The organism is Streptomyces sp. PT12 (assembly GCF_003311645.1).
Lineage (GTDB): Bacteria > Actinomycetota > Actinomycetes > Streptomycetales > Streptomycetaceae > Streptomyces.
Genome location: NZ_QEST01000088.1, coordinates 231,542 through 257,833, shown reverse-complemented (window position 1 = coordinate 257,833; position 26,292 = coordinate 231,542). Strand labels below are relative to the sequence as shown.

Below are 26,292 nucleotides of genomic sequence, written 5' to 3'. Positions count from 1 at the left end.
CGCGCGGCAGCCTCGCCAACGAGGCCCGCCATCGCATCGCCCAAGCCCAGGAGGCCGCGGAGCGGACCGCGGCTATCCCATTCGATCGCCATAGCCTCACGTTCAGCGCCGGGAACGTGGCCATCCACGCGGTCAATGTCGAGCTGGAAATGAGCCATCAGGACGAAGCGCTACGGCTCCATGAGGAGAAGGGCAAGGTAGCGGCCGAGACCTTGCCGAAGTCTCGCCGAGGGCATTACCAGATGGACCTGTCACGGGCCTACCTCTGGACCGGTCAGCGAGAACGCGCCCTCATCGAGCTGGAGAAGGCCGAGCGGACGGCGCCCCAGCTGATCCGTAACCACCCGATCGCCCGCGCCACCCTGCGCAGAATCCGGAGCGGGGAACGCGCCGGGGTGTCAGAGCGCCTGCGACGGATGTCGTCAAGGTTCCATCTGGACGCCTGACCAGCAGATATTCCCGCGAGTCATATTCGGCGGTCACGGCTCTCCTACCGTCTGTCATCACCGGATCACCGATGACCTCGGAGCGATCATGACTCGCACCCCTTCAGGGCGGCGCCACAGCGACAGCGGCGCCGGATCATCGCAGGCGCCAGCGCGGGCCAGGGTCCGTGGGCCAGACTGGTACGGCCCCACGCCCCCGCAGCAGCCGACCGGGCAGGCCAGCCGTGCCTAGCCCCGCCGCGGAGCATCTGCCGCCCGCGCCGCCGCCGTTGGACGACGACCCACCGATCACGGTGATCGTGGGGCGGGAGTGTCCGCCCGCGACGCCGCTTGATCTGTGTCTTGGCTGCCCGGAGCGGGTGCGCGACCGCGCCGCCCGCGTGGGTTTGGGCGGTGGGTCGTGACGGAGCGGTGTGCGTCGTGCGGGACGACGGTGCCGCCGCTGGTCGTGGTGGCGGTGCACCATGCCGGGTCGGGTGGCGGGTGGACGCACCGCGCGTGCGCGAGCTGCCTGGCGCGTGAGCGGCTGATCCCGCTCGCCTTCCACCCACGGGACCAGGACGGGGCGCGGCTGACGTACCCGGAGATCGTTCCCGGTGAACTGGTCGCGACGCTCGCGCCGTTGGGCGAGTCCCCCGCGCTCGCGGCCCCGGTCGGGCGGCTGCTGGCCGCCGTGGCCCGTACGAAGGACCGCGCGCTCGACGCCGACCAGCGGCACGCCGCCCACGACGCCGCCCGCGCCGCCGTCGCGCGGCTGCGGAAGGCCGCCCGACGGTGAACGGCGCGATCGAACGCCACCGCCCGCCGCACCTGACCGAGCAGCCGCATGGCCACCCCTGACCCCCACCCATCACGACGACCTTCCGGAGTCCGCCATCTTCTGGTCATTCCTCTTCTGGCCCCCGACCCACCGGCACGACGAGCGCCCGCCGAAGCGGCATGCGGCAATGTCCGCGACCGATGTGCGCCGCGTCGAGGTGACCCCGGCATCGGTCCTCACCGGGGACGTGCTCACCATTGGTGACCAGTACTTCAAGGTTTTGACGCGCACCCGCGTCCACGGCGGGGTCAGGCTGGGGCTCACGTCGGGTGCCCTGTTCGTCATGTCTCACCGCACCACTCTCACTGTCTGGCGCGCCGACTCACCCGGCTTACGGCCCCGCTCCTTCTGGGAGACAGCCCTCCGCCAGCCCCCGCCCACCCGGGCGGAGATCATCGCCCAGGTCGTCGTGGGATGCGCCCTTGTCATCGTCATCGCCCTGGCGGTGATGGCGCGATGAACCCCACCGGGATGGTGGCGATCGAGATCACCGCGGCCACGGTCAGGGTCGGCGACCAACTGGTCGTCGGAGGACGGCCCTACACCGTGTGCGACATGAGCGCACTCGCCAGCGGTGGTAAGCTGCTGCACTTCCACGGAGGCGAGTCGTTCCACATGGGGTGCTTCACGGTGCTGTGGGCCAGCCGCCACATCTCCCAACTCCCCGGCTTCATCGCCCCCCGCCCCAGACGTTACGCGGCAACACGCCGCTGACGCGCCACGCGGTAGCGGAGGCAGACGACTGTGAGCCCGCTGAACGCCGGGGCGAGCGACCTCCGGGTGAACGGCGCCACTTTCACCACAGACTCAGCCCAGCATGGGCAGCTCGCCGCCGTCCGCGAGGCGGCCTACGATGTCGGCGCTCGCGCCTTCCTCCGCGGGCAGCGCGGCCGTTCGGCCCTCGACCCGCCCGGTGACCCCGCCGTCCGCCTCGATGGCCGTGACCTGCTCGCTTCCGCCCGCGACCAGATACCAACTCCCGGCCGGGGAACGCCACATGACCCCGCTGAGCACCCTCGGGTCGCGGGGCCCGCAGGCCGGGGTGTCCTCCGCGGCCGCCGTCACCACGCCGGGCTCGCCAGGCCGCGTCGGCGGCGGCACGAACTGCGCGAGCGCCTTGCTGCCCGTGCCGCGCCACGTCTCCGCGCGCGTGCACAGCCAGCGCCCCGTGCCCGCCGCGTCGGGCAGGTCGAGCGAGGCGAACTCCCAGGCGTTGACGGCCCTCACGCCGCCCGCGCCCAGCGTGGGCAGGTGGCACGCGATGCGCGCCCACCCCTCGCGCGCCGCGGCATCCGCCCCGGCGCCCGGCGCGCCACCCGGGTCGCCCAGCGTGAGCAACGCCGGGAGCAGCTCCCCGAGATCGGCCATCCGGTAGGCAGAGTCGGCGCCGCGCGCGGTGAGTTCGAGCACGGGGTAGGAGTCGCACCGCGCCGGGTCGGTCCCGGCGCCGGTGCGCACGGCGTCGGTCACCCCGTGCTCGTCGATCGCCACATCGGCGGGCTCGTCGGCGGCGTCCGCCAGATCGGACATGGCCGCCTCCGAGACCCAAGGGGCGGTCAGATAGCGGGTGTTGCCGTCCTCGCGGCCCAGCACCACGGCCGAGGCGCCGATGAGGTCGGCCCCGTCGGCGCGCGCGAAGTCCAGGGCCACGCGGCCGCCTTCGGCGCCCGACGGCTCGGCGTAACGCGCCACCCGCAGCCCGTCGTACAGCAGCACCACCGATGATCCGCCGACCTCCCCGGCGTAGAGCAGCTGGGCGGGCCCGGGAGCTGGCCCCGTCTGGGTGCCGGGCGTCGCGGAGAGGGACACGTCCTGGCCCGGCCTGGCCCACACGGCCAGCGCGCGGCGCAGCAGCGCGGAGTCGTCGAGCGAGGAGCCGCGGGTGGGCCACACGGAGAAGTCGGTGCGGTCTGCGGTGCGCCACGCGTCGGGGCCGACCGCGCGCAGCGCGGCGGGGTCGAGGGCGGCCTTGGCGGCCTCGTTCTCCGCGTAGGGCGGCGCGGCGGCGCCGTCGGGGCCCCAGCCCTCGGGCAGGACGGCGAGCGCGCCCACGGCCAGGGCGAGCGCCGTGCCAGCGGCCAGCGCGACGCGGGCCGCGCGGCGGCGGCGCGCCAGGTCGGTGGGCTCGGCGCTGAGCGCGCACGGGTCGGGCAGCGGCGCGTCGTCCGGCAACGCGGCCGCGGCCTTGACCGCGGCCCTGGCCGCCTGCTCGGACGCCCCCGCGGCCAGCAGCAGCCGCCGCACGGCGGCGTCGGGCAGGCCGTCGACGCGGCGCAGCGCATAGGCGGCGCGCGCGGTGGGGGAGAGGGTGGACAGGCGTTGTTCCAGGGGGAGTTCGGCGTCCTCGCCGCCGCGCGGGGCCAGCCGCAGGCCCAGGACCCGCGGCAGCGCGTGGGGCGCTCTGGGCAGCCAGCGGAAGCGGCTTGGGCGCGCGGCGTCGAGCGCGGCGCCGAGCACCCGCTGCCGCAGCCGGTCGTAGCCGGGGTCGCCGTCCCGCTGCGCGGGCAGCGCGGGCGGGGCGCCCGGGGCGTTCAACGCGTTCAACGCGTCGCGCGGCAGGGCGCGTTGCACGACGGCATGCGCGGCCAGGACGCGCCGGTGGCGCCCGCCCGACCCCGGCAGCACGAGATAGCCGAGGCGCACCAGCCGCGGATAGTGCGCGTCGAGCGCCCGCGCGCCTACGTCTTGAAAAGCCACATCGCTGAGGGACACATACCGCAGAACGAGGGGCCCCTTGCCGGGGTTACGAACGGCGGCCACCGGGCGCTTTCGCCCGGCGCCGTCGGCCGGGCGCGGGCTTCGTTGTGGCGCGGGTCAGAACAGGGTTTCTTGCGCGTGCGGGTTCCGTTTCCACGGACGTCACGACAGACGCTTGTGCGCGTCGGGGCCAGCGCGGCGGCTACCGCTCGAGGTAGGCGAGGACGGCCAGGACGCGGCGGTTGTCGTCGTCGGAGGGGGGGAGGCCCAGCTTGGTGAAGATGTTGGACGTGTGCTTCGCCACCGCGCGTTCGGTGACGACCAGGCGTTCGGCGATCGCGGCGTTCGAACGGCCTTGTGCCATCAGCTCGATGACCTCCACCTCGCGTGGAGTCAGCCGCTCCAGCGGGGAGTTCTGGCCGCCGCGCTGGGCCAGGAGCTGCTGGATCACCTGCGGGTCCATCGCGGTGCCGCCCGCGGCGACTCTGCGGACCGCGTCGATGAACTGCTCGGCGTCGAACACCCGGTCCTTCAGCAGATAGCCGACGCCGCCGTTCCCGTCGGCGAGCAGCTCGCGCGCGTACAGCTGCTCGACGTGCTGCGACAGCACGAGCACCGGGAGCCCCGGCTGCTCGCGGCGGGCCTGGAGCGCGCACTGGAGGCCCTCGTCCGTGAACGACGGGGGCAGCCGGACGTCGACGACGGCGACGTCCGGCTTCAGCTCGGCCAGCGCCCTGCTGAGCCCGGGCCCGTTGTCCACGGCGGCGGCGATCTGGAAGTCGTGGGCCTCCAGGAGCCGGACGAGACCGTCCCTGAGGAGGAAGAGGTCTTCGGCCAGAACAACGCGCACGGTTGTACTCCGTATCTTTTCCGGTCTCCCCGAGGTGCTGCGTTCAGCCTAGCGTCGAAGGGGAGCTGCTTAGCCGCGTGGCAGGACCGTGGCGAGGACGGTGGGCAGCGTGTGCCAGTCGGAGCTGACGACGCTCGCGCCGTCGGCGGCCAGCTCGGCGACCCGGGCGAGCGCCTGCTGCTCGGTCGGGGACACGGGGTCGATCGCGGGGGGAACGCTGTGCGCGTCGGTCATGACCACCAGGTAGTTCCGCGCGGTGTACCAGCCGGTGTCGATGGACCCGCCGACGAACGTGGCCGCGTCGCCGTCGAAGACCACGAACCACGGGCGCAGCGACGCGTCGTAGCGCGCGGTGCGCGGGTCGCCCGCCTCGGCGCCGTGGACCGCGGGGAACGCCGTGGTCGACGCGAGGGTGCCAGCCGCGGCCGAGTCCCGCAGGTGGGTGGCGTACTCCTCGTCGGTCCACAGCTGGTCGAGGGGGTTGTTCTCCTCGACCGTGCCCGGTATGAGGTGGATGAGGAACTTCCCCGCCAGCTCGTCGCGGGTCGGGAAGCCCTCGGCCTGGACGGCCTCGTCGAGCGTCGCGTGGGAGCCGATCAGGTCGCCGGGGCCGTAGACCGCGTCGCCCAGCTTCTCGCGCACCAGGGCGTCGAACGCGGCGGGCCCGCGGCCGAGGTTGTTCGCGAAGCCGTCCTTGAACTCGATCTTGATCTGGATGGGGCGGTGGCCGGGGTTGGCGTCGTGCCAGACGCGCAGGTCGTCGAGGCAGCCCGCGAGGTTGGCGTTCACCGGTCCGGTGCGCAGGTCGTCGGGGGAGGTGGCGTCGGCGCAGTTGTTGACGTTGCCGAAGGGGTTGTCGTGCGCGACCCGCCAGTCGCCGCCGAAGAAGTTGGTCCAGACGTCCAGCTCCAGCATGCCAGCGCCCGAGTCGAGGGCGTCGGCGAGGTAGGGGTAGGTCTCGGTCAGATAGGCGTTGTGCACGCCGACCGACGTGGTGCCGGAGTAGGCCAGGGCGGCGGGGGCGGCCGCCTGGGAGGAGTGCGGGAGGACGGTGGTGAGCAGGGCCGCGGTCGCCAGGGTCGCCGCGCCCGCAGCCAGTCTGCCTGAGGGACTCATCGATGCCGCCTTCGTCGACCGGCCGGGCCTGGCCGGTCCGGGTGGGGGAGATCAACGAGGCGAAATCGTACGCGAGTTGGGGATCGGGCAGGTGACGTTCCGGGGGTGATTACCGGTCGTCGAAGGGTCGCGCGGCCGTGGCGCGGCCGTGGCGTGGCCGGTTTCGGTCAGCGCAGGCTGGGGCCTCTCAGCGCAGGCTCGGGGCCTCGGCGCAGGGGATCTCGATCGTGACGAGGGTGGGCCCGCCGACCGGGCTCGAGACGGCGAGGACCCCGTCGAACGCGCCGAGCCGCCGCTCCAGGCCGCGCAGCCCGCTGCCGCCCTCGGGGTTGGCCCCGCCGCGGCCGTTGTCGGTGATGGCGATGCGCAGCGTGCGGTCCTCGCGGCTGTAGTAGATGTCCAGCCAGGCGCGTTCGGCCGCGGCGTGCTTGGCGGCGTTGGTCAGCACCTCGCTGATCGCGAAGTACGCGGCGGACTCCACCGGCTCCTCAAGGCGGCCTGGCAGCTCGACGTCCACCTCGACGGGGAACTGCATGCGCAGCGCCAGGGCCCTGGCCGCGTCGCCGAGGCCGCGCTCGGCCAGCACGGGCGGGTGGATGCCGCGCACGAGGTCGCGCAGCTCGGACAGCGCCTCGGCGGAGTTCTCCCTGGCCTGGGCGAGGATGCGCTTGGCCTGCTCCGGGTCCTTCTCGATGAGCGCCTCGACCGTGCCCAGGCTCATGCCCATGGCGACGAGCCTGGCCTGCGCGCCGTCGTGCAGGTCGCGTTCGATGCGGCGCAGCTCGGCCGCGGAGTTGTCGAGGGCGTCGTGCCGGGTCTCGGTCAGCCGGGCGACGCGCTGCGCGAGCAGCCGCTTCTCCGAGGCGCCGATCAGGGCGCGGGTCATCAGGAAGTGCACGCGCAGCAGGTGGCGGCCGAAGAGGAGCGAGGCGGCGATGTAGCCGAGGCCGGTGAGCCCGCCGAGGGTGGCGGTGAACCACGAGTCGATCGGCACGATCCCGTACCAGTAGGTGCCGGTGGCGTCGGCGATCGGCACCCAGACGCCCGCGACCAGGACCAGGCCCTCCAGGCCGAAAAGCAGCAGCCCCGGCGGCAGGATCGCGGTGATGAACCCGGCGACGGCGTCGATGAAGAGCCAGCCCGCGTCCCGCCACGTCGTCGGGTCCTTGAGCATGTGCACGGTGCGCTCGACCTGCCCGGCGAGCCCGCGGCGCGCGTGCCGGGGCTCGGGCCTGTGGCCGCCCGCGGGGATGGCGATGCCGCACCAGGCGAGGGAGAACGCGCGGCGCTGGTCGGCGTGCGCGCGGATCGCGTCGACGATCACGGGCGTCGTGAACAGGCCGATGCCCAGGACGACAAAGGTGAGGGAGATGACGAAGAGGACGAAGAGGAGAAGGGAGACGCCGAGGGCGAGCAGCGAGAGCAGTAGCCCCTGGGCGCCCGCCAGCAGGGCGTCCCGTACCCGGTGCTCGTTCATCCGACGACCCTTCCGATCCGGTTGTTGGTCACAGTCTGCTGCCTTCCGCGCCCGCGCGTCACGGGGGTCGCGGCACCGTGTGGTGGTGTATCTGAGTACACCACTGGTCGCGGCTTAGGATCATCTGACCAAACGATCCGGTGGATCAGTGAGAAAGGCCCCAAACGATGAGAATCGGTCTGCTCGGTACCGGCCCTTGGGCCCAGGCCACGCAGGGCCCGGCCCTGATGGAGCACCCGGAGGCGGAGTTGGTCGGCGTGTGGGGCCGCCGACCCGAGGCCGCGGCGGAGCTGGCCGACGGCCTCGACACGAGGGCGTACGAGAACGCCGACGCGCTGTTCGCGGACTGCGAGGCGGTGGCGTTCGCGCTGCCTCCCGATGTGCAGGCGCCCCTCGCGGTGCGGGCCGCGGCGGCTGGCTGCCACCTGCTGCTGGACAAGCCGGTGGCCACGTCGGTGATCGCGGCCAGGGAGCTCGCGGGCGCGGTGACGGCGGCTGGCGTGGCGTCGGTGGTCTTTTTCACACTGCGGTTCGCGCCGGAGACGGCGGCGTGGGTGGCGGCGCAGAGCGCCACGGACGGGTGGGTGACGGGGCGGGCCGACTGGTTCTCGCCGATCTTCGGGGGCGGGGAGCGGCCGGTGGGGATCTCCCCGTGGCGCGAGGAGCGGGGCGCGCTGTGGGACGTGGGCCCGCACGCGCTGTCGCTGCTGCTTCCGCCGCTCGGCGAGGTCTCGGGCGTGACGGCGGCGCGGGGCCCTGGCGACCTGGTGCATGTCGTGCTGCGGCACGCGTCGGGGGCGTCGAGCACGCTGACGCTGACCCACACGGTGCCGCCGCAGGCGGCGTCGGTGACGGCGGAGCTGCGCGGCAGCGCGGGCATCTCGACGCTGCCGGAACGCGGCGACGGCGGGTCGGTGCGCCCGTTCATGCGCGCGTTCGACGCGCTGTTGACGGCGGCGAGAACGGGCGAACCCCACCCGTGCGACGCGCACTTCGGCCTGACGGTGACGGAAATCCTCTCCCGCGCGGAAACGGCGCTTGAGACTCAAAAGCCCGAATAGCCTGCGGCGGGTTCGCCTGCGGCGGGTTCGCCTGCGGCTGGCTGGGGCGGCGCGGCGGTCGCGCGGGGGCTGGGCCGCGCTCGGTCATGGGGCGGTGGTTCGCGCCCGGGGCGGGGGCCCGCGGCCCGGCGTGCGGCCTGCGGCCGCCTCGCCTGCGGGGCCGGGCTGCTCCCGGCCGTGGGGCCGTCGCCCCCGCCGCAGGCGGGAAAGGGTGGGTGGGTGGGGAAACCAGGCCCCGGCCGGAGGCCGGTCCGCACCTGGTGAACCGGCCGTACATGGCGTGGCACGCCACAACGGGCCCGCAGGGTACACCGACCACCGGCCTTTCACGTGGTCAACGGCCTGCTGTCGCGGGGGTCCTCGCTGGAGGCGGCCTTTCACGTGGTCAATGGCCTGCTGTCGCGGGGGTCCTCGCCGGAGGCGGCCTTTCACGTGGTCAACGACAGCGTCCACTCCTCGCCCGTCTCCTCCCGGCCGAACATCCGATGCCGCTCGCTGGAGGCCAGCGCGAACCCCTCCGCCTCGTACAGGCGCCGCGCGCTCGTGAGGGTGGCGTTCGTCCACAGCGCCATCCGCGCGTACCCCGCCTCGCGGGCAAAGCGCACACACGCGGCGACGAGCGCCCGCCCGATGCCGAGCCCCCTGGCGTCTGGCTCGACGAGCAGCAGGCGCAGCCGCGCCGTGTCGGGCGCGTTCTGTTCCGCCACGCAGAACACCGAGCCCACCGGCTCCCCGTCGCGCTCGGCGATCCACGCCCGCTCGCGCGCCGGGTCGTGCGCGCGGGCGTAGCGCGCGACAACCTCGGCTACCAGCGCCTCGAACGCGCCGTTCCACCCGTACTCCGCCGGGTAAAGCACCCCATGGCGCTGGATCACCCAGCCCAGCTCGCCGGGCCCCGGCTCCCTGAGCGTGAACGCCTCGGGCCTGGGCCGCGCCCGGTCGAGCAGCCGCTCGACCGTCGTCAACGCGGAGGTCAGCCGGGCCCGTTCGGCCGGGCTCAGCCGTTCGACCAGGGCCCCGACGGCCGCCGCCGAACGCGTCTCCAGCAGGTCGGCGGCGCTCCGCCCCTCGCCGGTCAGGCGCACCAGCTGGCGGCGCGAGTCGCCCGGGTCCCGCTCGCGGGACACCAGGCCCGCCGACTCGGCGCGCGCCAGAAGGCGGCTGAGCTGGCCCGGGTCCATGTCGAGCCGCCGCCGCAGCGCCCCCACGGGGGTGCTCTCGCCGCGCGCCAGCTCGTACAGCACCCGGGCCTCGGGCAGCGAGTGGGGCGTGCCGAGGCGGTGCTCGTAGTCGAGGGCGCCGATGAGGCGCGTGTAGTCCCGGTTGAACTCCCGGACGCGCGCGACCGTTTCGCCGACTGCGGCACCCCCAGTCCTGTTCATTGACCCATTCATTGACTCAGTCAACGGTATGCGGTCGGCGGCTGTCAACGCCCGTTCAGGAGCGCGGCCCCCTGCCGAGCGCGTCGGCGACCTCCTGCACGTTGCGGTACACATGCCCGGGCGGCAGCTCGCGCACCGCGTCGACCAGGCTCTCCGACGCGTGCGTCTCGAACAGCGTCACCAGCAGCTCGCGCCGCTTGGCAGGGAAGACGCTGCGCCGCAGGTGCCTGGCGAGGTCGAAGCGGAACGCCTCGCGGTCCGACTCCTCCTCGTCCACGACGTTCCTCGGCCTGACCGGGCCGTCGACCAGCTCGGGGTCGTCGTCCGCGGCGGGCTCGGCCTCGCGCCACTCCTCGGCCCTGGTCGGGTGGTCGCCGCGCAGCATGCCCTGGAGCTCGTGCTTCATCTCGTCGTCGCGGTGGACGTTGAGACGGTTGCTGCCCCGCTGTCGCATGGCAGCTCCTTCCTTTGGCGATGCCTTGGATGCCTCGCGATCTCTTGACGATCTGCGATCTCGGGCGATCTCTGACGCCCCCCGGGTACCCGCCGCTCCGCGGGCGACACGACTGTCCGCGCGCGTGGCGTTTCGCCGGGGCGCGGTGGGGAACCCGCGCCCCCAGGCCGAGCGAGCGGCCGATGTGTGGGGGCACACGGGGGCCTCGGACGCGGGAGATTTCAGGGGTTCCGCGCCCGGGGCCCCACTCGCGCCGCCGGGGGGCGGCGCTCAGCGCCCCTGCTCGCGCAGGCGGTAGGCCGCGCGCTGGAACCGTTTGATCGTCTTCCAGCGCCCCCGCTCCTCCGCCCGCAGCCTGGCGTCGGTGCGGGACGCGGCCCAGGCGTTCTCGCGCAGCAGCTTGCGGTAGCTGGCGAGCCTGCGCGGCGGGAGGTCGCCCGAGGCGATCGCCTCCTGGACGGCGCACCCCGGCTCGGACTCGTGCGCGCAGTCGCCGAACCGGCAGTCCCCCGCCAGCTCCTCGATTTCCGCGAACACGTGCTCGATGCCCTCGCCCGCGTCGTGCAGCCCGACCCCGCGCAGCCCCGGGGTGTCGATCAGCACGCCGCCGCCGGGCAGCGGGATCAGCTCGCGCCGCACGGTGGTGTGCCGCCCCTTGCCGTCCCCGGCGCGCACCCCGCCGGTGTCCAGCAGGTCGGCGCCGAGGAGCGCGTTGGCGAGCGAGGACTTGCCCGCGCCCGAGACGCCGAGCAGCACCACCGTGCCGGTCAGCAGCGCGGCGAGGGCGTCAAGCCCCTCGCCGGTCACCGCGCTGGTGGTCACGGTGTCCACGCCGGGCGCCGCGGCGGCGGCCTCAGCGGCCGACGCGGCCAACGCCTCGGGGTCGGCGGCGCGGTCGGCCTGGGTGAGCGCCACCACGGGCCTGGCGCCGCTCTCCCAGGCCAGCGCGAGCAGGCGTTCCAGGCGCCCGATGTCGACGGGACCGGCGAGGGAGACGGCGATGGCGGCGGTGTCCACGTTGGCCGCCAGGACCTGGCCGCGCGAGTCGGACCCGGCCGATGCCCTGACGATGGCCGTGCGGCGCGGCAGCAGCGCGACGAGGCGCGGCTCGTCCCGCGCGTCGCCGGGGCGCAGCGCGGCCCAGTCGCCGGTGCAGGGGTCGAGGCCGCGCTCGGTGGCGGCCCGTGGCCTGTCGTGCTCGGTGACGACGTCGCACCGGCCGCGGTCGACGCGGATCACGCGGCAGGGAACGAGGCCCGCGGCGCGGTGCTCGGCGAACGCGGCGTCGAGGACGTCGTCCCAGCCGTGCGCGGACAGGCCGGTGGCGAGGGAAGGGGCGAGGGAAGGGGCGAGGGAAGGGGTGGGGGAGGTGCCGGGGGATGGTGCTTCACGCATGGTGAGGAGACCCTTGGTGGGAGGGGCCCCGCGGACGCGAATCGAGTCAGACCGGGGCCCGGGACGAAAGGACGGTCCGGGCGCTGCCCTGGGCAGCGGTCATCACAGCGACCATCGATCTCACCTCCCGGTCTCGACGCGTGGTGGCGGCCTGACGCGGCCGACCGCCGAAGCGCTGGCGACGCTAGCACGCGGGCCCGTGGGCGCGACACCGAATAACGCTGATACCCCCTGGGGGTATAGTGGGGGCCATGGAGCACCACGAGGAACACCCCGAAGGCCCCGAGCGGGGGACGCGCCCCGCCGAGTGGTCCATGGCCGTCCAAGCCACCCTCCACTGCCTCACCGGCTGCGCCATCGGCGAGGTCTCGGGGATGGTGATCGGCACGGCCCTCGGCTGGGCGACGCTCCCCACGATCCTGCTGGCCATCGCCCTGGCGTTCGTCTTCGGCTACGCCCTGACCCTGTACGCCGTCATCCGCGCCGGGCTTGGCCTCGGCGCGGCGATCGGCGTGGCGCTCGCGGCCGACACCGTGTCCATCGCGGTCATGGAGGCGGTGGACAACGGCGTGCTGCTGCTGGTGCCGGGCGCGATGGAGGCGCACCTGACCGAGGGCCTGTTCTGGGCGGCGCTGGCGTTCGCGTTCGCCGTGGCGTTCGCCGTGACCACCCCGGTCAACCGCTGGCTCATCGGCAGGGGCCGCGGCCACGCCGTGCTGCACCACCACCACTGAAACCGGGCCGGGGCCGCGCCCCGGGCGTCAGCGCAGGAACTTCTCGGGCGTCATCGGCAGGTCACGCACCCGGATCCCGGTCGCGTGATGGGCGGCGTTCGCGATGGCCGCGGCCGCGCCCACGATGCCGGTCTCGCCAACGCCCTTGGCCCCCATCGGGTTGTAGTACCGGTCATCGCCGTCCAGCCAGATCGCGTCCACGTCCTCCACATCCGCGTGCGCCGCGACGTGGTACTGCGCCAGGTCGCAGTTGACGGTGTGGCCGAACCGCGGATCCCGCACGCCCTCCTCGTGCAGCGCCATCGAAAGCCCCATGATCATCCCGCCGATCAGCTGCGACCTGGTCGTCCTCGGATTGATCACCCGGCCCAGGTCGAACACGCCGAGCAGCCGCGAGACCCTGACCTCCCCCGTGTCGGCGTCGACGCGCACCTCGGCGAAGTGCGCGCCGTACGCGTGCATCGAGACCCTGCCCACGTGCGGGTTGTCGGGGGCGGTCGCGGTGACGCGCGCGCCGGGGTCGGGGCGTTCGCCGAAGCGCTCCCTGAAGACGCGGGCCGCCTCGGTGATCGCCGTCCCCCAGAACGTCATCCCCATCGAGCCGCCCGCCATCGCCGCGGGCGGCAGCGCCGAGTCGCCGATCGCCAGGTCGACATCCTCGACCGGCACGCCGAGCGCGTCCGCGCTCACCTGCGCCAGCGCCGTCCATGCGCCCGTGCCGATGTCGGCCGCGGCGATGTCCACGCGGTAGCGCCCGTCGGGCAGCGCCTCCACGGCGGCCTGCGTGCCGCCGCGCAGGAAGTACGCCGGGTAGGCGCAGCCCGCCATGCCCGTGCCGACGAGCCACCGGCCCGCCCGCCGCCCGCCGGGCGCCGGGTCGCGGCCCTCCCAGCCGAAGCGGCGCGCGCCCTCGCGCATGCACGCCACATAGTCGCGGCTCGAGAACGGCAGCCCGGTCTCGGGCTCGCGCTCCGGCTCGTTCCTGACGCGGAACTCCACCGGGTCGAGGCCGCACGCGATCGCCATCTCGTCCATCGCCGACTCCAGGGCGAAGAAGCCGGGCGTCTCGCCCGGCGCCCTGAAGATGCCGGGCACCGAGACATCCGAGGGGACCGCCCGGTGCGTCGTCGAACGGTTGGGCGCGGCATACATCGAGCGCGTGACGAACACCGTCTGCTCAACGAACTCCTTGAACCGCGACGTCTGCGCGATCGACCCGTGCGCGATCGCCGTCAGCCGCCCCTCCCGGTCCGCGCCGAGCCGCACGCGCTGGATCTGCGGCGAGCGGTGCGAGGCCTGCGTGAACGTCTGCCGCCTGCTCATCGCGAACTTCACGGGCCGCCCGCCCACCAGCCGCGCCGCGAGCACCGTGAGCACCACGTGCGCGTGCGGCATCGCCTTCGAGCCGAAGCCCCCGCCCACATAGGGCGAGATGACCCGCACCCGCTCGGGCGCGATCCCCAGCACCGGCGCCAGCATCGCACGCGCCGTGCTCGCGCCCTGGTTGGAGTCGTGCAGCGTCAGCCGCCCCGAGCCGTCGTCGCCGTGCCAGGCGGCGACGGTCGTGTGCGGCTCCATCGGGTTGTGGTGTTCGAGCGGCGTGCTGTAGACGTGGTCGATCGTCCTGTGCGCCGTGGCCAGGGCCATCTCCACGTCGCCGAAGACGCTGTCCGTCGCGATGCCCGCGTTGACGCTCCCAGGCGCGTACAGCTCGGGGTGGTCGGCGCCGAACGCCACGTCGTGCGGCGCCTGTTCGTACTCCACGCGCACCAGGCCCGCGGCGTACCTGGCGGCCTCGGAGGTCTCGGCGACGACCGCCCCCACGAACTGGTTGCGGAACCGGATCTCGTCGTCCTGGAGGATCCGCAGCTCGGGGTCGGCGTCGGGCGCGAGGCGCGGGGCGTTGCGGTGGGTGAGCACCAGCACGACGCCATCGGCCGCCTCGGCCGCCGAGGCGTCGATCGACACGATCCGGCCGCGCGCGACCGTCGCCTCGAGCGGGAAGAGATAGAGCGGGTCGGCCACCGGCTGCTCGTAGGCGTACGCCGCCCGCCCCGTGACCTTCAGCGGCCCGTCCCTGCGCACCAGCGGCGCGCCGACCGCCCGCTCCGCCACGCCGGTCATCGCGCGCCCCCGGCGCTCAGGTCGCGCAGCACGGCGACCATCGCGTTCCTCGCCATCGGCACCTTGAACGCGTTGCCCGGCAGCGGGCGCGCCTCGGCCAGCTCCGCGTCCGCGGCGGCGCGGAAGACCTCCTCGGTGGCGGGCGCGCCGCGCAGCGCGCCCTCGGCGCGCACCGCGCGCCACGGGCGGTGCGCCACCCCGCCGAGCGCGACGCGGGCGTCCACCACCAGGCCGTCCTTGACCGAGAGCGCCGCCGCGACCGAGACCAGCGCGAACGCGTAGGACGCGCGCTCGCGCACCTTCCGGTACGCCGACCGCGCCGCCATCGCCAGCGGCGGCAGGTCCACGGCCGTGATCAACTCGCCGTGCTCGAGCACCGTGTCCCGCTCGGGCCGCTCGCCGGGCAGCCGGTGGAACTCCGTCATCGGCACGACCCGTTCCCCTTTCCCGCCGAGCACCCGCACCTTGGCGTCCAGCGCGGCGAGGGCCACCGCCATGTCCGAAGGGTGCACCGCCACGCACCGCTCCGAGGCGCCCAGGATCGCGTGGTGCCGGTGGAAGCCCTCGATCGCGGAGCAGCCGGAGCCGGGGACGCGCTTGTCGCACGGCGTCGTGGCGTCCTGGAAGTAGGCGCAGCGGGTGCGCTGGAGGAGGTTCCCGCCCGTGGTGGCGAGGTTGCGCAGCTGGGGCGAGGCGCCCGCGAGCAGCGCCGCGGCCAGCACGGGGTAGCGGCGCCTGATCAGCGGGTCGGCGGCCAGGTCGCTGTTGCGCACCGCCGCCCCCACGCGCACCCCGCCGTCGGGCAGCCGCTCGATCGTGTCGAACGGCAGCCGCGAGACGTCCACAAGCAGCTCCGGGCGGGCGATGCCCAGGCGCATGTGGTCGACGAGATTGGTGCCGCCCGCGAGGAACGCCGCGTCGGGCCGCGGCGCGACCAGCGCGACGGCGCCGGGCGCGTCCTCCGGGCGCCGGTAGTCGAACGGGATCACCGCGCCACCTCCCTGATCGCGGCCAGGATGTTGGGATAGGCGCCGCACCGGCACAGGTTGCCGCTCATGCGCTCCCTGATCTCCGCGTCGTCGAGCGGGATGTCGTCGGCCGACAGGTCATCGGTGACATGGCTCGCGTGCCCGGCCCGCGCCTCGCGCAGCATCCCCGCGGCCGAGCACACCTGCCCCGGCGTGCAGTAGCCGCACTGGAAGCCGTCGTGGTCGAGGAACGCCCGCCGCAGCGGCTCGCCCTCCGCCTCGGCGCCGAGCCCCGCCGCCGTCACCACCGACGCGCCGTCCTGCGTCACGGCGAGCAGCAGGCACGACGTCACGCGTCGCCCGTCGACCAGGACCGTGCAGGCGCCGCACTGGCCGTGGTCACAGCCCTTCTTGGGCGCGTTGACCCCAAGGCGCTCGCGCAGCGCGTCGAGCAGCGATGTGCGCGTGTCGAGCGAGACGGGCCGCTCCTCGCCGTCCACGCGCAGGGTGATGGTGGCTTCCATGTCCGTCGTCCGTCCGTTCCCTCCGGCTGCATGACGGCTTCCATCCTGGGGCGAAACGGGGCGAACGGCACCCCGGACGGAATTGTCAGACCCCCGCGCGAGGATGGGTCCATGACTGGCACGCCCCTGGACCACAGGCAGCTCCTCGCCTGGACCGACACCGTCGGGCCCGGCTGGGCCGCCCTGCTTCACGCGCTCCACGAAAGGCTGTTCGCCCTGGCCCCCGACTACCGGATCGAGACGTGTGAGCGCAGCCTCGGCGGGCTGCGCATCTGCGTCGCCGACCGCTTCGACGCCCAGGGGTACTTCGACGGCCATTGGGCTGACGCCGCGACCGTGCTCACCGACGCCACGGAGGCCGCCGCGGGCCGCACATGCGAGATGTGCGGCGCCGACGGCCGCCCCCGCTTCCGCGGCGGCCCGCGCGGCAGCTGGATCACGGCCCTGTGCGACACCTGCGCGGCCGACCACCACCGCGCCCCGATACGCCCCCAGAGCAGCCCCTCGCCCCGCTGAGCCCGCCATCTCCCCGCCGCGCCACGGCCGTTCTAAGATGTGTCAGCTTCTGGCCACGGCATAGGAGGGGGACCCATGGCCGAGATCCTGTCCGTCGCCGTCTCGCTCGACGACACGGACGAACTCCCCGCGGCCGCGGGGGAGATGGGCCTCTTCAGGCGCGCGGGGGACGATGGGGGAGACGGCGACGGCACCCCGCGCCGCGCGATCCGCGACATCCCCGTCGCCGTCCTCAGGGAGAATCTTCGGCGCACGGTGAGCGCCCTGCACGAGGTGCTCGACGGCATCACCGTGCCCGAAGGCGGCATGCCGCTGCGCGAGGCCCAGATCTCCTTCGAGGTCACCGCCACCGGCGGCATCACCCTGATGGGCACATCGGCGCAGGCGGCCGCCCGCGGCGCCATCACGCTCACCTTCGGGCACGGCTCCTGAGCGGCGGGGCGAGCCGGTGAGCACGACGTTTCGCGCCCTGCTGATCGGCGTCCCCCGTTACCGGGACCCGGCCATCGGCGACCTGGCCTTCGTCGAGCGCGACCTGGCCGAGCTCGACGCCGCCCTGACCGCCACCGGGTACGCCGTCACCCTCCACGACCCCGCCGACAGCGACCGCGACGGCATCGACTCGGCCGTCGAGACGTTCTTCCAGGACGCCGCCCCCGGCGAGACGCTGCTGCTCCACCTCAGCGGTCATGGCATCCACCACGGCGGCCAGGACTTCCTCGTGCCCCGCGGCGCCCTGATGCGCTCCCACGACTTCGCCGCGCGCTGCCTCCCCCTCGACTTCACCCCGTACGTCGAACGCAGCCGCGCCGGTGACGTCGCCGTCTTCGTCGACGCCTGCCGCGAGGGCATCGACCTGCGCGAGATGGGCGGCGTCAACGCCGCGGCCTGGTCAAGCATGCGCGTGCGCCGCGCGGGCGACCGCCACTACTGCCACGTCTACGCCTGCTCCCCGGGCGAACGCGCCCGCTACGCCACGGCGGACGGCGGCTTCAGCCTGTTCTCGCGCGCGCTGTGCACCCTCGTCGCCGACGACCAGGGGCCAGGCACCCTCGGCGAGATCGCCGACCAGCTCCAGCGCTCCATGGACGCCCTGACCGCAGAGCACAACTGCCCACGCCAGCAGGTCAGGGTCAGGACCGAGACGGACATCGACCGGTTCACCGTCATCCCGCGCCCCCGGCGCGCCGCCGCCGCGCCGCGGGGCGGCGACCACCCGTGGGCCGCCTCGGCCGCCGACCACCCCGCCTGGGCCCAGACCGCCGAAGGCCCCGCCGCCGACGCCCTCCGCGAGGCCGTCATCGGCCTCGTGGGGCGGCTCGCCCGCGCTCACGCGGCCGACGACGCCCGGCTCGCCGACGACCCCTGGCGCCCCCTCAGGTTCGCCGAGCGGATGACGGGCCGCGTTCGCTGGCTGCTCGCCAAGGTCCTCAACGCCGAGAAGCTGGCCCTCTCCCCGGCCGAGGCCGCCCTGCTCGTGCTCGTGCCCTACCTCTACGCCGCCCACTGGAGCCGCGCCGCCGCCCGCGCCCTCGGCATCGCCCCCTGGGACCTCACCCACGCCCCCGCGCCCACCGAGGAGCGCGCGAGCTACGAGCAGTTCTTCGGCAGCCAGTCCCGCCTGGTGCGCCGCGCCGCCCGCGCCACCGCCCAGGGCGACACCGCGGGCGCCGCGGGCATCGCGTGGTGGCTCTTCGGCCGCTGGCTCGCCCGCCGCCCCCGCGCCCACCACGCCACCGCGCTCGCCGAGTTGCTCGCCCCCGAGCCGGGGCAGCCCGCCACCGGACCGCTCCTGGCCGAGCTGCTCGACCCCGAGAGCCTGCTGACCCTGCTGCGGGCCATCCGCACCGCCCCCGACCTCAGCACCGCCAGGCCCGTCCGCCAGCTCGCGGGCGCCACCGACGACGAGCAGGACATCCGCGACCACCTGCTCGTCGCCCTGCTGAGCGTCGCCCACCGGCTGGCCCTCGACCCCACCCTGCTGCCCGAGGTGATCGTCGACCACCTCGGCATCAGCTACGCCGTCGACCTCGACGCCCTGCACCGCACCCTCGCCGCCGCCCGCTGGGACGCCCAAGGCCGCACCCGCGTGCTGCGCGCCGCCTGCCCGCACCCCGCCGTCGAGCTGGCGCTGCGCCAGCAGGCCGCCACCCTCGACGCGCTGCTCGGCGCCATCGACGTCCGCGCCGCCGGCGAGCCCCAGCTCGCCCCGCTCGGCGACCTCCCCGCCCACGCCACCGCCGACCAGCTGCACGCCACGCCGGGACCCGGGGGCCAGGCCGCCTACGAGTCCACCGACCTGCGGTTCCGCCTCGCCGACGACCGCATCCAGGAGCTGCTGATGGGCGAGCGGCTCTACGGAGACCCCGCCCTCGCCATCCGCGAGCTGTACCAGAACGCCCTGGACGCCTGCCGTTACCGCGACGCCCGCACGGCGTTCCTGCGCCGCCGCCGAGGCCACCCCGGCGGCTGGGCGGGCCGCATCACGTTCACCCAAGGCACCACGCCCGAGGGCCGCGCCTACATCGAGTGCGCCGACAACGGCATCGGCATGGGCGAACGCGAGCTGCGCGAGGTCTTCTCGCACGCCGGGATGCGCTTCGCCGACCTCCCCGAATACCTCGACGAGCAGGCGGCGTGGGCGGCCGAGGGGATCGAGATGCACCCCAACAGCCAGTTCGGCATCGGGGTGCTGAGCTACTTCATGATCGCCGACGACATCACCGTGACCACGTGCCGCCTCGACCCCGAAGGCCACCCCGGCCACCGCCTCCAGGTAGACATCGCGGGCCCGGGCGCGCTGTTCTACATCCACGACCTCGGCCGCGCCCACGACGCGGGCACCACCGTGCGCCTCTACCTCCGCGACCCGGCGAAGGCCCCCTCCTGCACGGACCTGCTGCGCCGCCTGCTGTGGATCGCCCCCTACGAGGTCACCGCCGAGGACGAACGCACCCGCCTTCGCTGGGCCCCCGACGTCCTCTCCGCCGCGGCCCCGCTGGGCGCCGACGACCCCTACGCGGCCGACGCGGCCCGCGACGACGACGTGCGCGTCGACGCCACGAGCACCCCCGACACGTGGTGGACCTCCGTCGGCGGCGGCGTCCTGGCCGACGGCCTGTGGGCCGGGATCGGCCTCTTCGGCGCCGTGGTCAACCTCACCGGGTCCCACCTGCCCGAGCTGACCGTGGACCGCAGGGGCGTGCTCCACCACGACGCCGCCCATGTCACCGCGTCCCTCTACCGCGAGATCCCGGCCCTGCTCGCCGATGGCGCCACGGTCGTCGACCACGACTGGCTCAACGCACTGATGGGCCACCGCCTCCGCCTCGCCGACGAGGTCGTGCGCCAGGCCGTCGCAGGCCGCCGCCGCCCCTGGAGGTTCGGGCCGCACGACGTGGATGTGACCGCCGTGGGCCACTTCGGCCCCGACGCGTCGCTGATCGAGGCCGACGAGGAAGGGCGCGGCGTCGTCCCCGCGAGCCGGGAGGTCGGCGCCGCGTCCCTCACCGAGGCGTGGCGCGCGCTCGCCTGGGCCAGGGCGGGCGCGTTCCCCGGCGTCACGGCCGATGACGGCGCCGTTCCCGTGGCGCTGCCGTCCGACCAGGTCATCCTCCACGGCCCCGAGCGGTTCGGCCTCTCCGCGCTGCCCGCCGACCCCGAGCTCGGCTCCCACGACCCCACGGCGAACTGGCCAGGAGGCGACGCGGGCCCCTTCCTCAACGACGTGGTCAAGACCGCGGTCCACCTCGGCGTGAGCCCGCGCCGGGTGGCGGCCCGGCTGGCCGAGCTCGGCCGCCCGCTGCCCGATGGCGGAGGAGTTCCCGAGTCGGCGGGCCCCGACGACCTGGTGCTCATGAGCAGGGACCTGGATGGCGAGCCCCCCTTCCTGCCCCGCGACGTCCCGGTGCCGCTCGGCCATGTCCTGTCCGCCGCGCGCAGGCTGGGCCGCACCCCCGCCGCCACCGCGGCCCGGCTCGCCGAGGTCGGGCACCCCGTCGACGAGGGCCCGCGGATCCCCGACGCGGTGCGCGACGACGACGTGCTGCTCATGGGCACGGGCGTCCACGAGGGCGCGTTCGAGTCCACCTTCGACGGGTGGCTCGCGCTCGGCGAGCCGGTGCCCCTCGGGCATGTGCTCTGGGCCGCCCGCGCCCTCGACCGCACCCCCGCCCAGGTGCTGGCCAGGCTCGCCGATCTCGGCTACGCCATGGAGGCGGGCGTCACGCTCCCCGGCACGGCCGAGGAGGCCGACGTCTCGCTGCTGCGCACGGGCGAGGGAAATCCCCGCTGGCTCACCGCCGCCGAGCCCATGCCCCCGCTGTACTTCGTGGAGGCGGGCGAACGCCTCGGGCTCACCCCCGCCCGGATCGCGGCCCGCCTCGGCGCGCTCGGCCTCGGACCCGAGCCGGGGCTCACCGTGCCCGACGAGGTGGGGGAGAAGGACCTCACGCTCCTCAGCCACGACCTCGACGGCGCCGCGCCCTGGCTCTCGGCCGCCGTGCCCGTCCCCGCCGCCCATGTGGTCAGGGCCGCCGGGGCCACCGGGCTCGCCCCCGACGAGGTCGTCGCGCGCCTGTCCGCCTGGGGCCACACCGTCGCCGCCGACCCCGCCCTGCTCGCCTCCCTCAGCGGCGACGACCTGGTGCTCCTCGACGGCGAGCCCAGCGCCTACGGCACCAGCGTCGACTGGCGCAAGCCCCTCCACATCGGTGACCTCGTGCGCTCCGCCGCCGCATCGGGGCGCACGCTCCCCGACGTGGCCGCGCGCCTCGCCGAGCTCGGCTGCCGCGTCCCCGAGCACGTGCCCGCCGCGATCGCGCCATGGCCCGGAGACTCCCTGCTGCTCAGCAGGGACCTGGACTCGACGGGGCCCTGGCTGCGCGCCGACGAGCCCGTGCCGCACCACCACGCGGCGGCCGTCGCGGCCCGCCTGCACGTGCCCCTCGCCGAGGTCGTCGCCCGCCTGGCCCAGCTGGGCTACCGGCTCGGCGGCGACGCCTTCCCCGAGGGGCTGGAGGGGGACGACCTGCTGCTCATCAGCCGCGACCTGGACAGCCAGCCGCCCTGGCTGCCGCTGAGCGCCCCCGTGTCGTCCGCGCACGTGCTGCGGGCCGCGGTCATCTCGGGGCGCTCGCCGCGCGAGGTGCGCGACCGGCTCGCCGCGCTCGGCTACCAGGTGCCCGACGAGTCGGCGGACCAGGCGGTGCGGCCCGGCGACGCGGCGCTCATGGGCGAACGGTTCACGCGGCCGCCCGCGATCATCGGGCCCACGTCGCTGCTGTCCATCCTGCGGCTGGCCCACGACCTCGACCGCACCCCGCACGACGTGGCCACGCGCCTGTCCGCCCTGGGCTACCCGCTGCCCCAGGGGGTGCGCTTCCACGCGGACGAGCCCCGCCCGCGCCCTCCGAGGGGCGCGTGACAGGGCTCGGGAGCCGGAGGGCCAAGCCGCTCACACGGCGCGGCTCACACGTCGAAGTAGAGCTCGAACTCGTGCGGGTGCGGGCGCAGCTGCATCGGGGCGATCTCCTTCTCGCGCTTGAAGTCGATCCACGTCTCGATCAGGTCGGCCGTGAAGACGCCGCCCGCCTGGAGGTACTCGTTGTCCTCTTCCAGGGCTGCGAGCACCGCCGGGAGCGACGTCGGGACCTGCGGCAGCTCGGCGTGCTCCTCGGGCGCCAGCTCGTAGAGGTCCTTGTCGATCGGCTCGGCCGGCTCGATCTTGTTCTTGATGCCGTCGAGGCCCGCGAGCATGAGCGCAGAGAACGCCAGGTACGGGTTCGACGACGGGTCGGGCGCGCGGAACTCCACGCGCTTGGCCTTGGGGTTCGAGCCGGTGATCGGGATGCGCATCGCCGCGGAGCGGTTCCGCTGCGAGTACACCAGGTTCACCGGGGCCTCGAAGCCGGGCACCAGGCGGTGGTAGGAGTTGACCGTGGGGTTGGTGAACGCCAGCAGCGACGGCGCGTGCTTCAGGATGCCGCCGATGTAGTAGCGCGCGGTGTCGGACAGGCCCGCGTAGCCCTGCTCGTCGTAGAACAGCGGCGAGTCGCCCTGCCACAGCGACTGGTGGACGTGCATGCCGGAGCCGTTGTCGCCGAAGATCGGCTTGGGCATGAACGTGGCGGTCTTGCCGTTGCGCCAGGCGACGTTCTTCACGATGTACTTGAACAGCATGAGGTCGTCGGCCGCGGCAAGCAGAGTGTTGAACTGGTAGTTGATCTCCGCCTGGCCCGCGGTGCCCACCTCGTGGTGCTGGCGCTCGACCTTCAGGCCCGCCTTGATCAGCTCAAGGGTGATCTCGGCGCGCAGGTCGGCGAAGTGGTCTACCGGCGGGGCGGGGAAGTAGCCGCCCTTGTAGCGGACCTTGTAGCCGCGGTTGCCGCCCTCCTCGATGGCGCCGGTGTTCCAGGCGCCCGCCTCGGAGTCGATGTAGTAGTACCCGGCGTTCGACTTGGTCTCGAAGCGCACGTCGTCGAAGACGTAGAACTCCGCCTCGGGGCCGAAGTAGGCGGTGTCGGCGATGCCGGACGAGGCGAGGTACGCCTCGGCCTTCTTCGCCACGTTCCGCGGGTCGCGGCTGTACGCCTCGCCCGTGATCGGGTCGTGGATGAAGAAGTTGATATTGATCGTCGAGTCCTTGCGGAACGGGTCCACGCGCGACGTCGACAGGTCAGGGACGAGCGCCATGTCGGACTCGTGGATGGCCTGGAAGCCACGGATCGAGGATCCGTCGAACATCAGGCTGGCCGTCGGGTCGAAGCTCTCGACCGGCACGGTCACGTGCTGCATGATGCCCGGCAGGTCGCAGAAGCGGACGTCGATGAACTTGACGTCGTTGTCCGCGATGAACTGATTGATCTCGTCGGCGTTCTGGAACATCCGGTGTCCTCCTACGTCCCGGCCCGGTGCGTCGGGGGCGGGAACGAGCAACTCGGGGAGTGGCCCAGTATGTGGGCCTGCCGGGGCCGACCCTAAGGACACGCGATTTCTCAAGCATGACCCATTTGTTTCACCGCTGTTAACCGGACTTCTCAGTCGATACCGCCGACCGGCCGGTCGGGTGAGCACGCTACGGTGGAGTCGTGGACAAGCGCCAGGCTATCGGCTCATGGCTCTCAGGCCCCCGTGCGGCGGCCGAGGACATGGGCGTGGACTTCGGTTACCGGGGGCAGCGGCTCGGTCTCCCCGAGGAGGGCCCCGGATCGGTCGCGCCCCTGACGAGGCGGCTTGCGGCGATCTTCGTCGACTGGGCCATGTGCGGTCTGATCGCATACGGTCTGATCGTGGACCGTCAGGTGTCGGAGACCGGCACCTGGACGCTGGTCGTCCTGGTGATCATGGGCAGCGTCACCGTGGGGACCCTCGGGATGACGCCGGGGAAGCGGCTCCTGGGGCTGCGGGTGATCGCGGTCGACGGCGGGCGGCTGACGTTCGGGCGCGCCGTGCTGCGCACCGTGCTGCTCGGCCTCGCCCTCCCCGCGCTGGTGTGGGACCGCGACGGGCGCGGCCTCCACGACCGCTTCGCGGGCGCCGTCCAGGTCCGCACCTGACCCACGCGCACCCAGGCGCGACGCGCCACGCACCACGACGAACGCACCACGACGAACGCACCACGACGAACGCCCGCCGCCCCCGATCGGGGGCGGCGGGCGCTGCATGACGCCGGTATGTCCTCGGGTCAACGGCGGGTCAACGGCCGCGGCGCTGCGCATTGCCCTTCGGAAGCTTCATACCCTTGGGCATGGGCCCCTTCGGGATCGGCATGTTGCTCATCAGGTCGCCCATGGCGCGCAGCCGGTCGTTCACCTCGGTCACGCGCGGGCCCGGCAGCACCTTGGGGAACTTCAGGATGGTCGACCGCAGCTTCTTCAGCGGGACCTGGCCCTCGGCCGTGCCGACGACCACGTCGTGCACGGGGACGTCGGACACCACTCGGTTCATCCGGCGCTTCTCCGCGGCGATCAGGGACTTCAGGCGGTTGGGGTTCCCCTCGGCGACCAGCACCACGCCGTACTTGCCGACGGCCCTGTGGACCACGTCCTGCTGGCGGTTGATCGCGACGGCCGGGGTGAAGACGACGCCCCGCCGCATGTTCTCCAGCACGGCGGCCGCGGCGCCCGGCTGGCCCTCCATCTGGCTGAACGCGGCCCGCTCGGCCCGGCGCCCGAAGACGATCGCCGTGGTCAGCAGCGCGACGAGCAGCCCGAGGACACCCAGGTAGATCGGGTGCCCGATCAGGAAGCCGATGCCGAGGACGACGCCGAACGTACCGAGACCGACACCCGCCAGCACCCACCCGATCCAGCGGTCGGCCCGCCGGGTCATCTTGTAGGTCAGGCCGATCTGCTTCAGCCGCCCGGGATTCTCGGAGTCCTGAGCCTTGTCCTTCCGCGCCATGCCCGCCAGTCTACGGGGCAAGTGACCGCACAGGCCCACCGGGTGGGCGCCGCCCCGCGACCGCGGCGAGCGCCCGCTCCGCCTCACGGCGGGCCGCCGCGCGCTCGCGGTCCTCCTCGACGGCGGCCCGCGCGTTGCGCAGCGCCGTGCGCCGCCCCGCGCCGAGCAGCACCCCCTCGAGCGCGCGCAGCGCGCCGGTCACGCTCGGCCGTGCCGAATCCGCGAACCGCATGGCCGTTCCCCCTCCTCAGGGCGGTCGGACAAGGTGCCCCTGGCGTTCGTGCCCCTATTGTTATCGAACGGTGTTACCGCCTCATGACCCGGGGGTCACGCGGCGTCGACGCCCGTGCGACGGTCGATCGCCTGCTGGTACAGGCGCCCCGCGCGGTACGACGAGCGCACCAGCGGCCCCGACATGACCCCGGCGTAGCCGATGCCCTCGGCCTCGGCCTTCAGCTCGACGAACTCCTCGGGCTTCACCCAGCGCTCCACCGGGTGGTGCCGCGGCGTGGGCCGCAGGTACTGGGTGATGGTGATCAGCTCGCAGCCCGCCTCGTGCAGGTCGCGCAGCGCGGTGCTGACCTCGTCGCGGGTCTCGCCGAGGCCGAGGATCAGGTTGGACTTGGTGACAAGGCCCGCGGCCCGCGCCCGGCTCAGCACCTCGAGCGAGCGCTCGTAGGTGAACGCGGGGCGGATCCTGCGGAAGATCCGCGGCACGGTCTCGACGTTGTGCGCGAGCACCTCGGGCCGCGAGGAGAACACCTCGGCCAGCTGCTCGGGAACGGCGTTGAAGTCGGGGATCAGCAACTCGACGCCCGTGCCGGGCATCAGGCCGTGGATGCGGCGGACGGTCTCCGCGTACAGCCACGCGCCGCCGTCGGGCAGGTCGTCGCGCGCGACGCCGGTGATCGTGGCGTACCGCAGGCCCATCTGCTGGACGGACTCGGCGACCCTGCGCGGCTCGTCGCGGTCGAGGGCGGACGGCTTGCCCGTGTCGATCTGGCAGAAGTCGCAGCGGCGCGTGCACTGTTCGCCGCCGATGAGGAACGTGGCCTCCCGGTCCTCCCAGCACTCGAAGATGTTGGGGCACCCGGCCTCCTGGCACACCGTGTGCAGGCCCTCGCGCTTCACCAGGCCGTGCAGCTCGCGGTACTCGGGGCCCATCGTCGCCCGCGTCTTGATCCACTCGGGCTTGCGCTCGATCGGGGTCTGGCTGTTCCTGACCTCCAGGCGCAGCATCTTGCGGCCTTCGGGTGCGACAGCGGACACGTCCGCCTCCTACCACTTTCGATTCGTTGGCGAACACCAGCGTACGCCTCCACTTG

At 73.8% G+C, this 26,292-nt stretch carries 23 protein-coding genes and 1 pseudogene; 10 read left to right on the top strand and 14 right to left on the bottom strand.

Annotation, left to right across the window (positions count from 1 at the left end; all coding sequences use genetic code 11):
* From DEH69_RS31390 to DEH69_RS10300, 4 genes and pseudogenes are all read left to right on the top strand, one after another.
* Window positions 1–446: pseudogene (locus DEH69_RS31390) on the top strand (transcriptional regulator); the annotation flags it as partial.
* A 400-nt stretch (window positions 447–846) separates the two neighbouring features.
* The gene (locus tag DEH69_RS10310; protein ID WP_113686620.1) at window positions 847–1,224 is read left to right on the top strand and encodes a hypothetical protein; all 378 of its coding nucleotides are present in this window, start codon (window positions 847–849) and stop codon (window positions 1,222–1,224) included.
* A gap of 169 nt (window positions 1,225–1,393) precedes the next feature.
* On the top strand, window positions 1,394–1,726 hold the full coding sequence (locus DEH69_RS10305) for a hypothetical protein (RefSeq protein ID WP_113686619.1): 333 nt from the start codon (window positions 1,394–1,396) through the stop codon (window positions 1,724–1,726).
* Window positions 1,723–1,980 (top strand): hypothetical protein, encoded by a 258-nt coding sequence (locus tag DEH69_RS10300; RefSeq protein ID WP_113686618.1) that lies wholly within the window; start codon window positions 1,723–1,725, stop codon window positions 1,978–1,980. Before DEH69_RS10305 ends, DEH69_RS10300 begins: the two co-directional genes overlap by 4 nt.
* Window positions 1,981–2,073: 93 nt before the next feature.
* Here DEH69_RS10300 and DEH69_RS10295 read toward each other — a convergent pair whose 3' ends face one another.
* The 4 genes from DEH69_RS10295 to DEH69_RS10280 form a co-directional block, all read right to left on the bottom strand.
* Window positions 2,074–3,963 (bottom strand): hypothetical protein, encoded by a 1,890-nt coding sequence (locus tag DEH69_RS10295; RefSeq protein ID WP_113686642.1) that lies wholly within the window; start codon window positions 3,961–3,963, stop codon window positions 2,074–2,076.
* 202 nt (window positions 3,964–4,165) lie between these two features.
* Window positions 4,166–4,813 (bottom strand): response regulator transcription factor, encoded by a 648-nt coding sequence (locus DEH69_RS10290; protein ID WP_113686617.1) that lies wholly within the window; start codon window positions 4,811–4,813, stop codon window positions 4,166–4,168.
* A gap of 69 nt (window positions 4,814–4,882) precedes the next feature.
* On the bottom strand, window positions 4,883–5,929 hold the full coding sequence (locus DEH69_RS10285; protein WP_113686616.1) for a phosphatidylinositol-specific phospholipase C domain-containing protein: 1,047 nt from the start codon (window positions 5,927–5,929) through the stop codon (window positions 4,883–4,885).
* Between the two features lie 187 nt (window positions 5,930–6,116).
* Window positions 6,117–7,406, bottom strand: a complete 1,290-nt coding sequence (locus tag DEH69_RS10280; protein ID WP_113686615.1) for a histidine kinase — start codon at window positions 7,404–7,406, stop codon at window positions 6,117–6,119.
* Window positions 7,407–7,573: 167 nt separating this feature from the next.
* On the opposite strand from DEH69_RS10280, the gene DEH69_RS10275 reads away from it, so the two are divergent.
* Complete coding sequence (locus DEH69_RS10275; RefSeq protein ID WP_113686614.1) at window positions 7,574–8,467, top strand: Gfo/Idh/MocA family protein; 894 nt, start codon at window positions 7,574–7,576, stop codon at window positions 8,465–8,467.
* 428 nt (window positions 8,468–8,895) lie between these two features.
* Here the strand turns inward: DEH69_RS10275 and DEH69_RS10270 are convergent, their stop codons facing one another.
* The 3 genes from DEH69_RS10270 to rsgA all read right to left on the bottom strand — a co-directional run bounded on the left by DEH69_RS10270 (window position 8,896) and on the right by rsgA (window position 11,698).
* Window positions 8,896–9,849 (bottom strand): helix-turn-helix domain-containing GNAT family N-acetyltransferase, encoded by a 954-nt coding sequence (locus DEH69_RS10270; RefSeq protein WP_113686613.1) that lies wholly within the window; start codon window positions 9,847–9,849, stop codon window positions 8,896–8,898.
* A 55-nt stretch (window positions 9,850–9,904) separates the two neighbouring features.
* Window positions 9,905–10,303: a DUF2795 domain-containing protein gene (locus tag DEH69_RS10265; RefSeq protein WP_113686612.1), complete on the bottom strand. Its 399-nt coding sequence runs from the start codon at window positions 10,301–10,303 to the stop codon at window positions 9,905–9,907.
* Window positions 10,304–10,573: 270 nt separating this feature from the next.
* Window positions 10,574–11,698, bottom strand: coding sequence for a ribosome small subunit-dependent GTPase A (gene rsgA, locus DEH69_RS10260; RefSeq protein ID WP_113686611.1), 1,125 nt, complete (start codon window positions 11,696–11,698; stop codon window positions 10,574–10,576).
* Window positions 11,699–11,949: 251 nt separating this feature from the next.
* Here rsgA and DEH69_RS10255 point away from each other — a divergent pair, with 251 nt between their 5' ends.
* Window positions 11,950–12,432 (top strand): DUF4396 domain-containing protein, encoded by a 483-nt coding sequence (locus tag DEH69_RS10255; RefSeq protein WP_113686610.1) that lies wholly within the window; start codon window positions 11,950–11,952, stop codon window positions 12,430–12,432.
* A gap of 27 nt (window positions 12,433–12,459) precedes the next feature.
* Here DEH69_RS10255 and DEH69_RS10250 read toward each other — a convergent pair whose 3' ends face one another.
* Genes DEH69_RS10250 through DEH69_RS10240 form a run of 3 tightly spaced genes read right to left on the bottom strand, consistent with a single transcriptional unit; the run spans window position 12,460 to window position 16,048 of the window.
* Window positions 12,460–14,556: a xanthine dehydrogenase family protein molybdopterin-binding subunit gene (locus DEH69_RS10250; protein ID WP_113686609.1), complete on the bottom strand. Its 2,097-nt coding sequence runs from the start codon at window positions 14,554–14,556 to the stop codon at window positions 12,460–12,462.
* Window positions 14,553–15,545 (bottom strand): xanthine dehydrogenase family protein subunit M, encoded by a 993-nt coding sequence (locus DEH69_RS10245; protein WP_113686608.1) that lies wholly within the window; start codon window positions 15,543–15,545, stop codon window positions 14,553–14,555. Before DEH69_RS10245 ends, DEH69_RS10250 begins: the two co-directional genes overlap by 4 nt.
* Window positions 15,542–16,048 (bottom strand): 2Fe-2S iron-sulfur cluster-binding protein, encoded by a 507-nt coding sequence (locus tag DEH69_RS10240; RefSeq protein WP_113686607.1) that lies wholly within the window; start codon window positions 16,046–16,048, stop codon window positions 15,542–15,544. The genes DEH69_RS10245 and DEH69_RS10240 overlap by 4 nt, the downstream gene beginning before the upstream one ends.
* Before the next feature lie 111 nt (window positions 16,049–16,159).
* On the opposite strand from DEH69_RS10240, the gene DEH69_RS10235 reads away from it, so the two are divergent.
* The 3 genes from DEH69_RS10235 (at window position 16,160) to DEH69_RS33380 (ending at window position 21,989) form a co-directional block, all read left to right on the top strand.
* The gene (locus DEH69_RS10235; protein ID WP_113686606.1) at window positions 16,160–16,564 is read left to right on the top strand and encodes a hypothetical protein; all 405 of its coding nucleotides are present in this window, start codon (window positions 16,160–16,162) and stop codon (window positions 16,562–16,564) included.
* Between the two features lie 75 nt (window positions 16,565–16,639).
* Window positions 16,640–16,996: a hypothetical protein gene (locus DEH69_RS10230; protein ID WP_113686605.1), complete on the top strand. Its 357-nt coding sequence runs from the start codon at window positions 16,640–16,642 to the stop codon at window positions 16,994–16,996.
* A gap of 16 nt (window positions 16,997–17,012) precedes the next feature.
* Window positions 17,013–21,989, top strand: a complete 4,977-nt coding sequence (locus tag DEH69_RS33380; protein WP_113686604.1) for a caspase family protein — start codon at window positions 17,013–17,015, stop codon at window positions 21,987–21,989.
* Between the two features lie 44 nt (window positions 21,990–22,033).
* Here DEH69_RS33380 and glnA read toward each other — a convergent pair whose 3' ends face one another.
* The gene (glnA, locus tag DEH69_RS10220; protein ID WP_113686603.1) at window positions 22,034–23,449 is read right to left on the bottom strand and encodes a type I glutamate--ammonia ligase; all 1,416 of its coding nucleotides are present in this window, start codon (window positions 23,447–23,449) and stop codon (window positions 22,034–22,036) included.
* A 203-nt stretch (window positions 23,450–23,652) separates the two neighbouring features.
* Here glnA and DEH69_RS10215 point away from each other — a divergent pair, with 203 nt between their 5' ends.
* Complete coding sequence (locus DEH69_RS10215; protein WP_113686602.1) at window positions 23,653–24,120, top strand: RDD family protein; 468 nt, start codon at window positions 23,653–23,655, stop codon at window positions 24,118–24,120.
* Between the two features lie 139 nt (window positions 24,121–24,259).
* On the opposite strand, the gene DEH69_RS10210 is transcribed toward DEH69_RS10215, so the two are convergent.
* The 3 genes from DEH69_RS10210 to lipA form a co-directional block, all read right to left on the bottom strand.
* A complete protein-coding gene (locus tag DEH69_RS10210) occupies window positions 24,260–24,967 on the bottom strand; it encodes a DUF4191 domain-containing protein (RefSeq protein ID WP_113686601.1) in 708 nt (235 codons plus the stop codon).
* Window positions 24,968–24,977: 10 nt separating this feature from the next.
* The gene (locus tag DEH69_RS10205) at window positions 24,978–25,199 is read right to left on the bottom strand and encodes a hypothetical protein (RefSeq protein ID WP_113686600.1); all 222 of its coding nucleotides are present in this window, start codon (window positions 25,197–25,199) and stop codon (window positions 24,978–24,980) included.
* A 95-nt stretch (window positions 25,200–25,294) separates the two neighbouring features.
* Complete coding sequence (gene lipA, locus DEH69_RS10200) at window positions 25,295–26,236, bottom strand: lipoyl synthase (protein WP_113686599.1); 942 nt, start codon at window positions 26,234–26,236, stop codon at window positions 25,295–25,297.
* Between the last annotated feature and the right edge of the window lie 56 nt (window positions 26,237–26,292).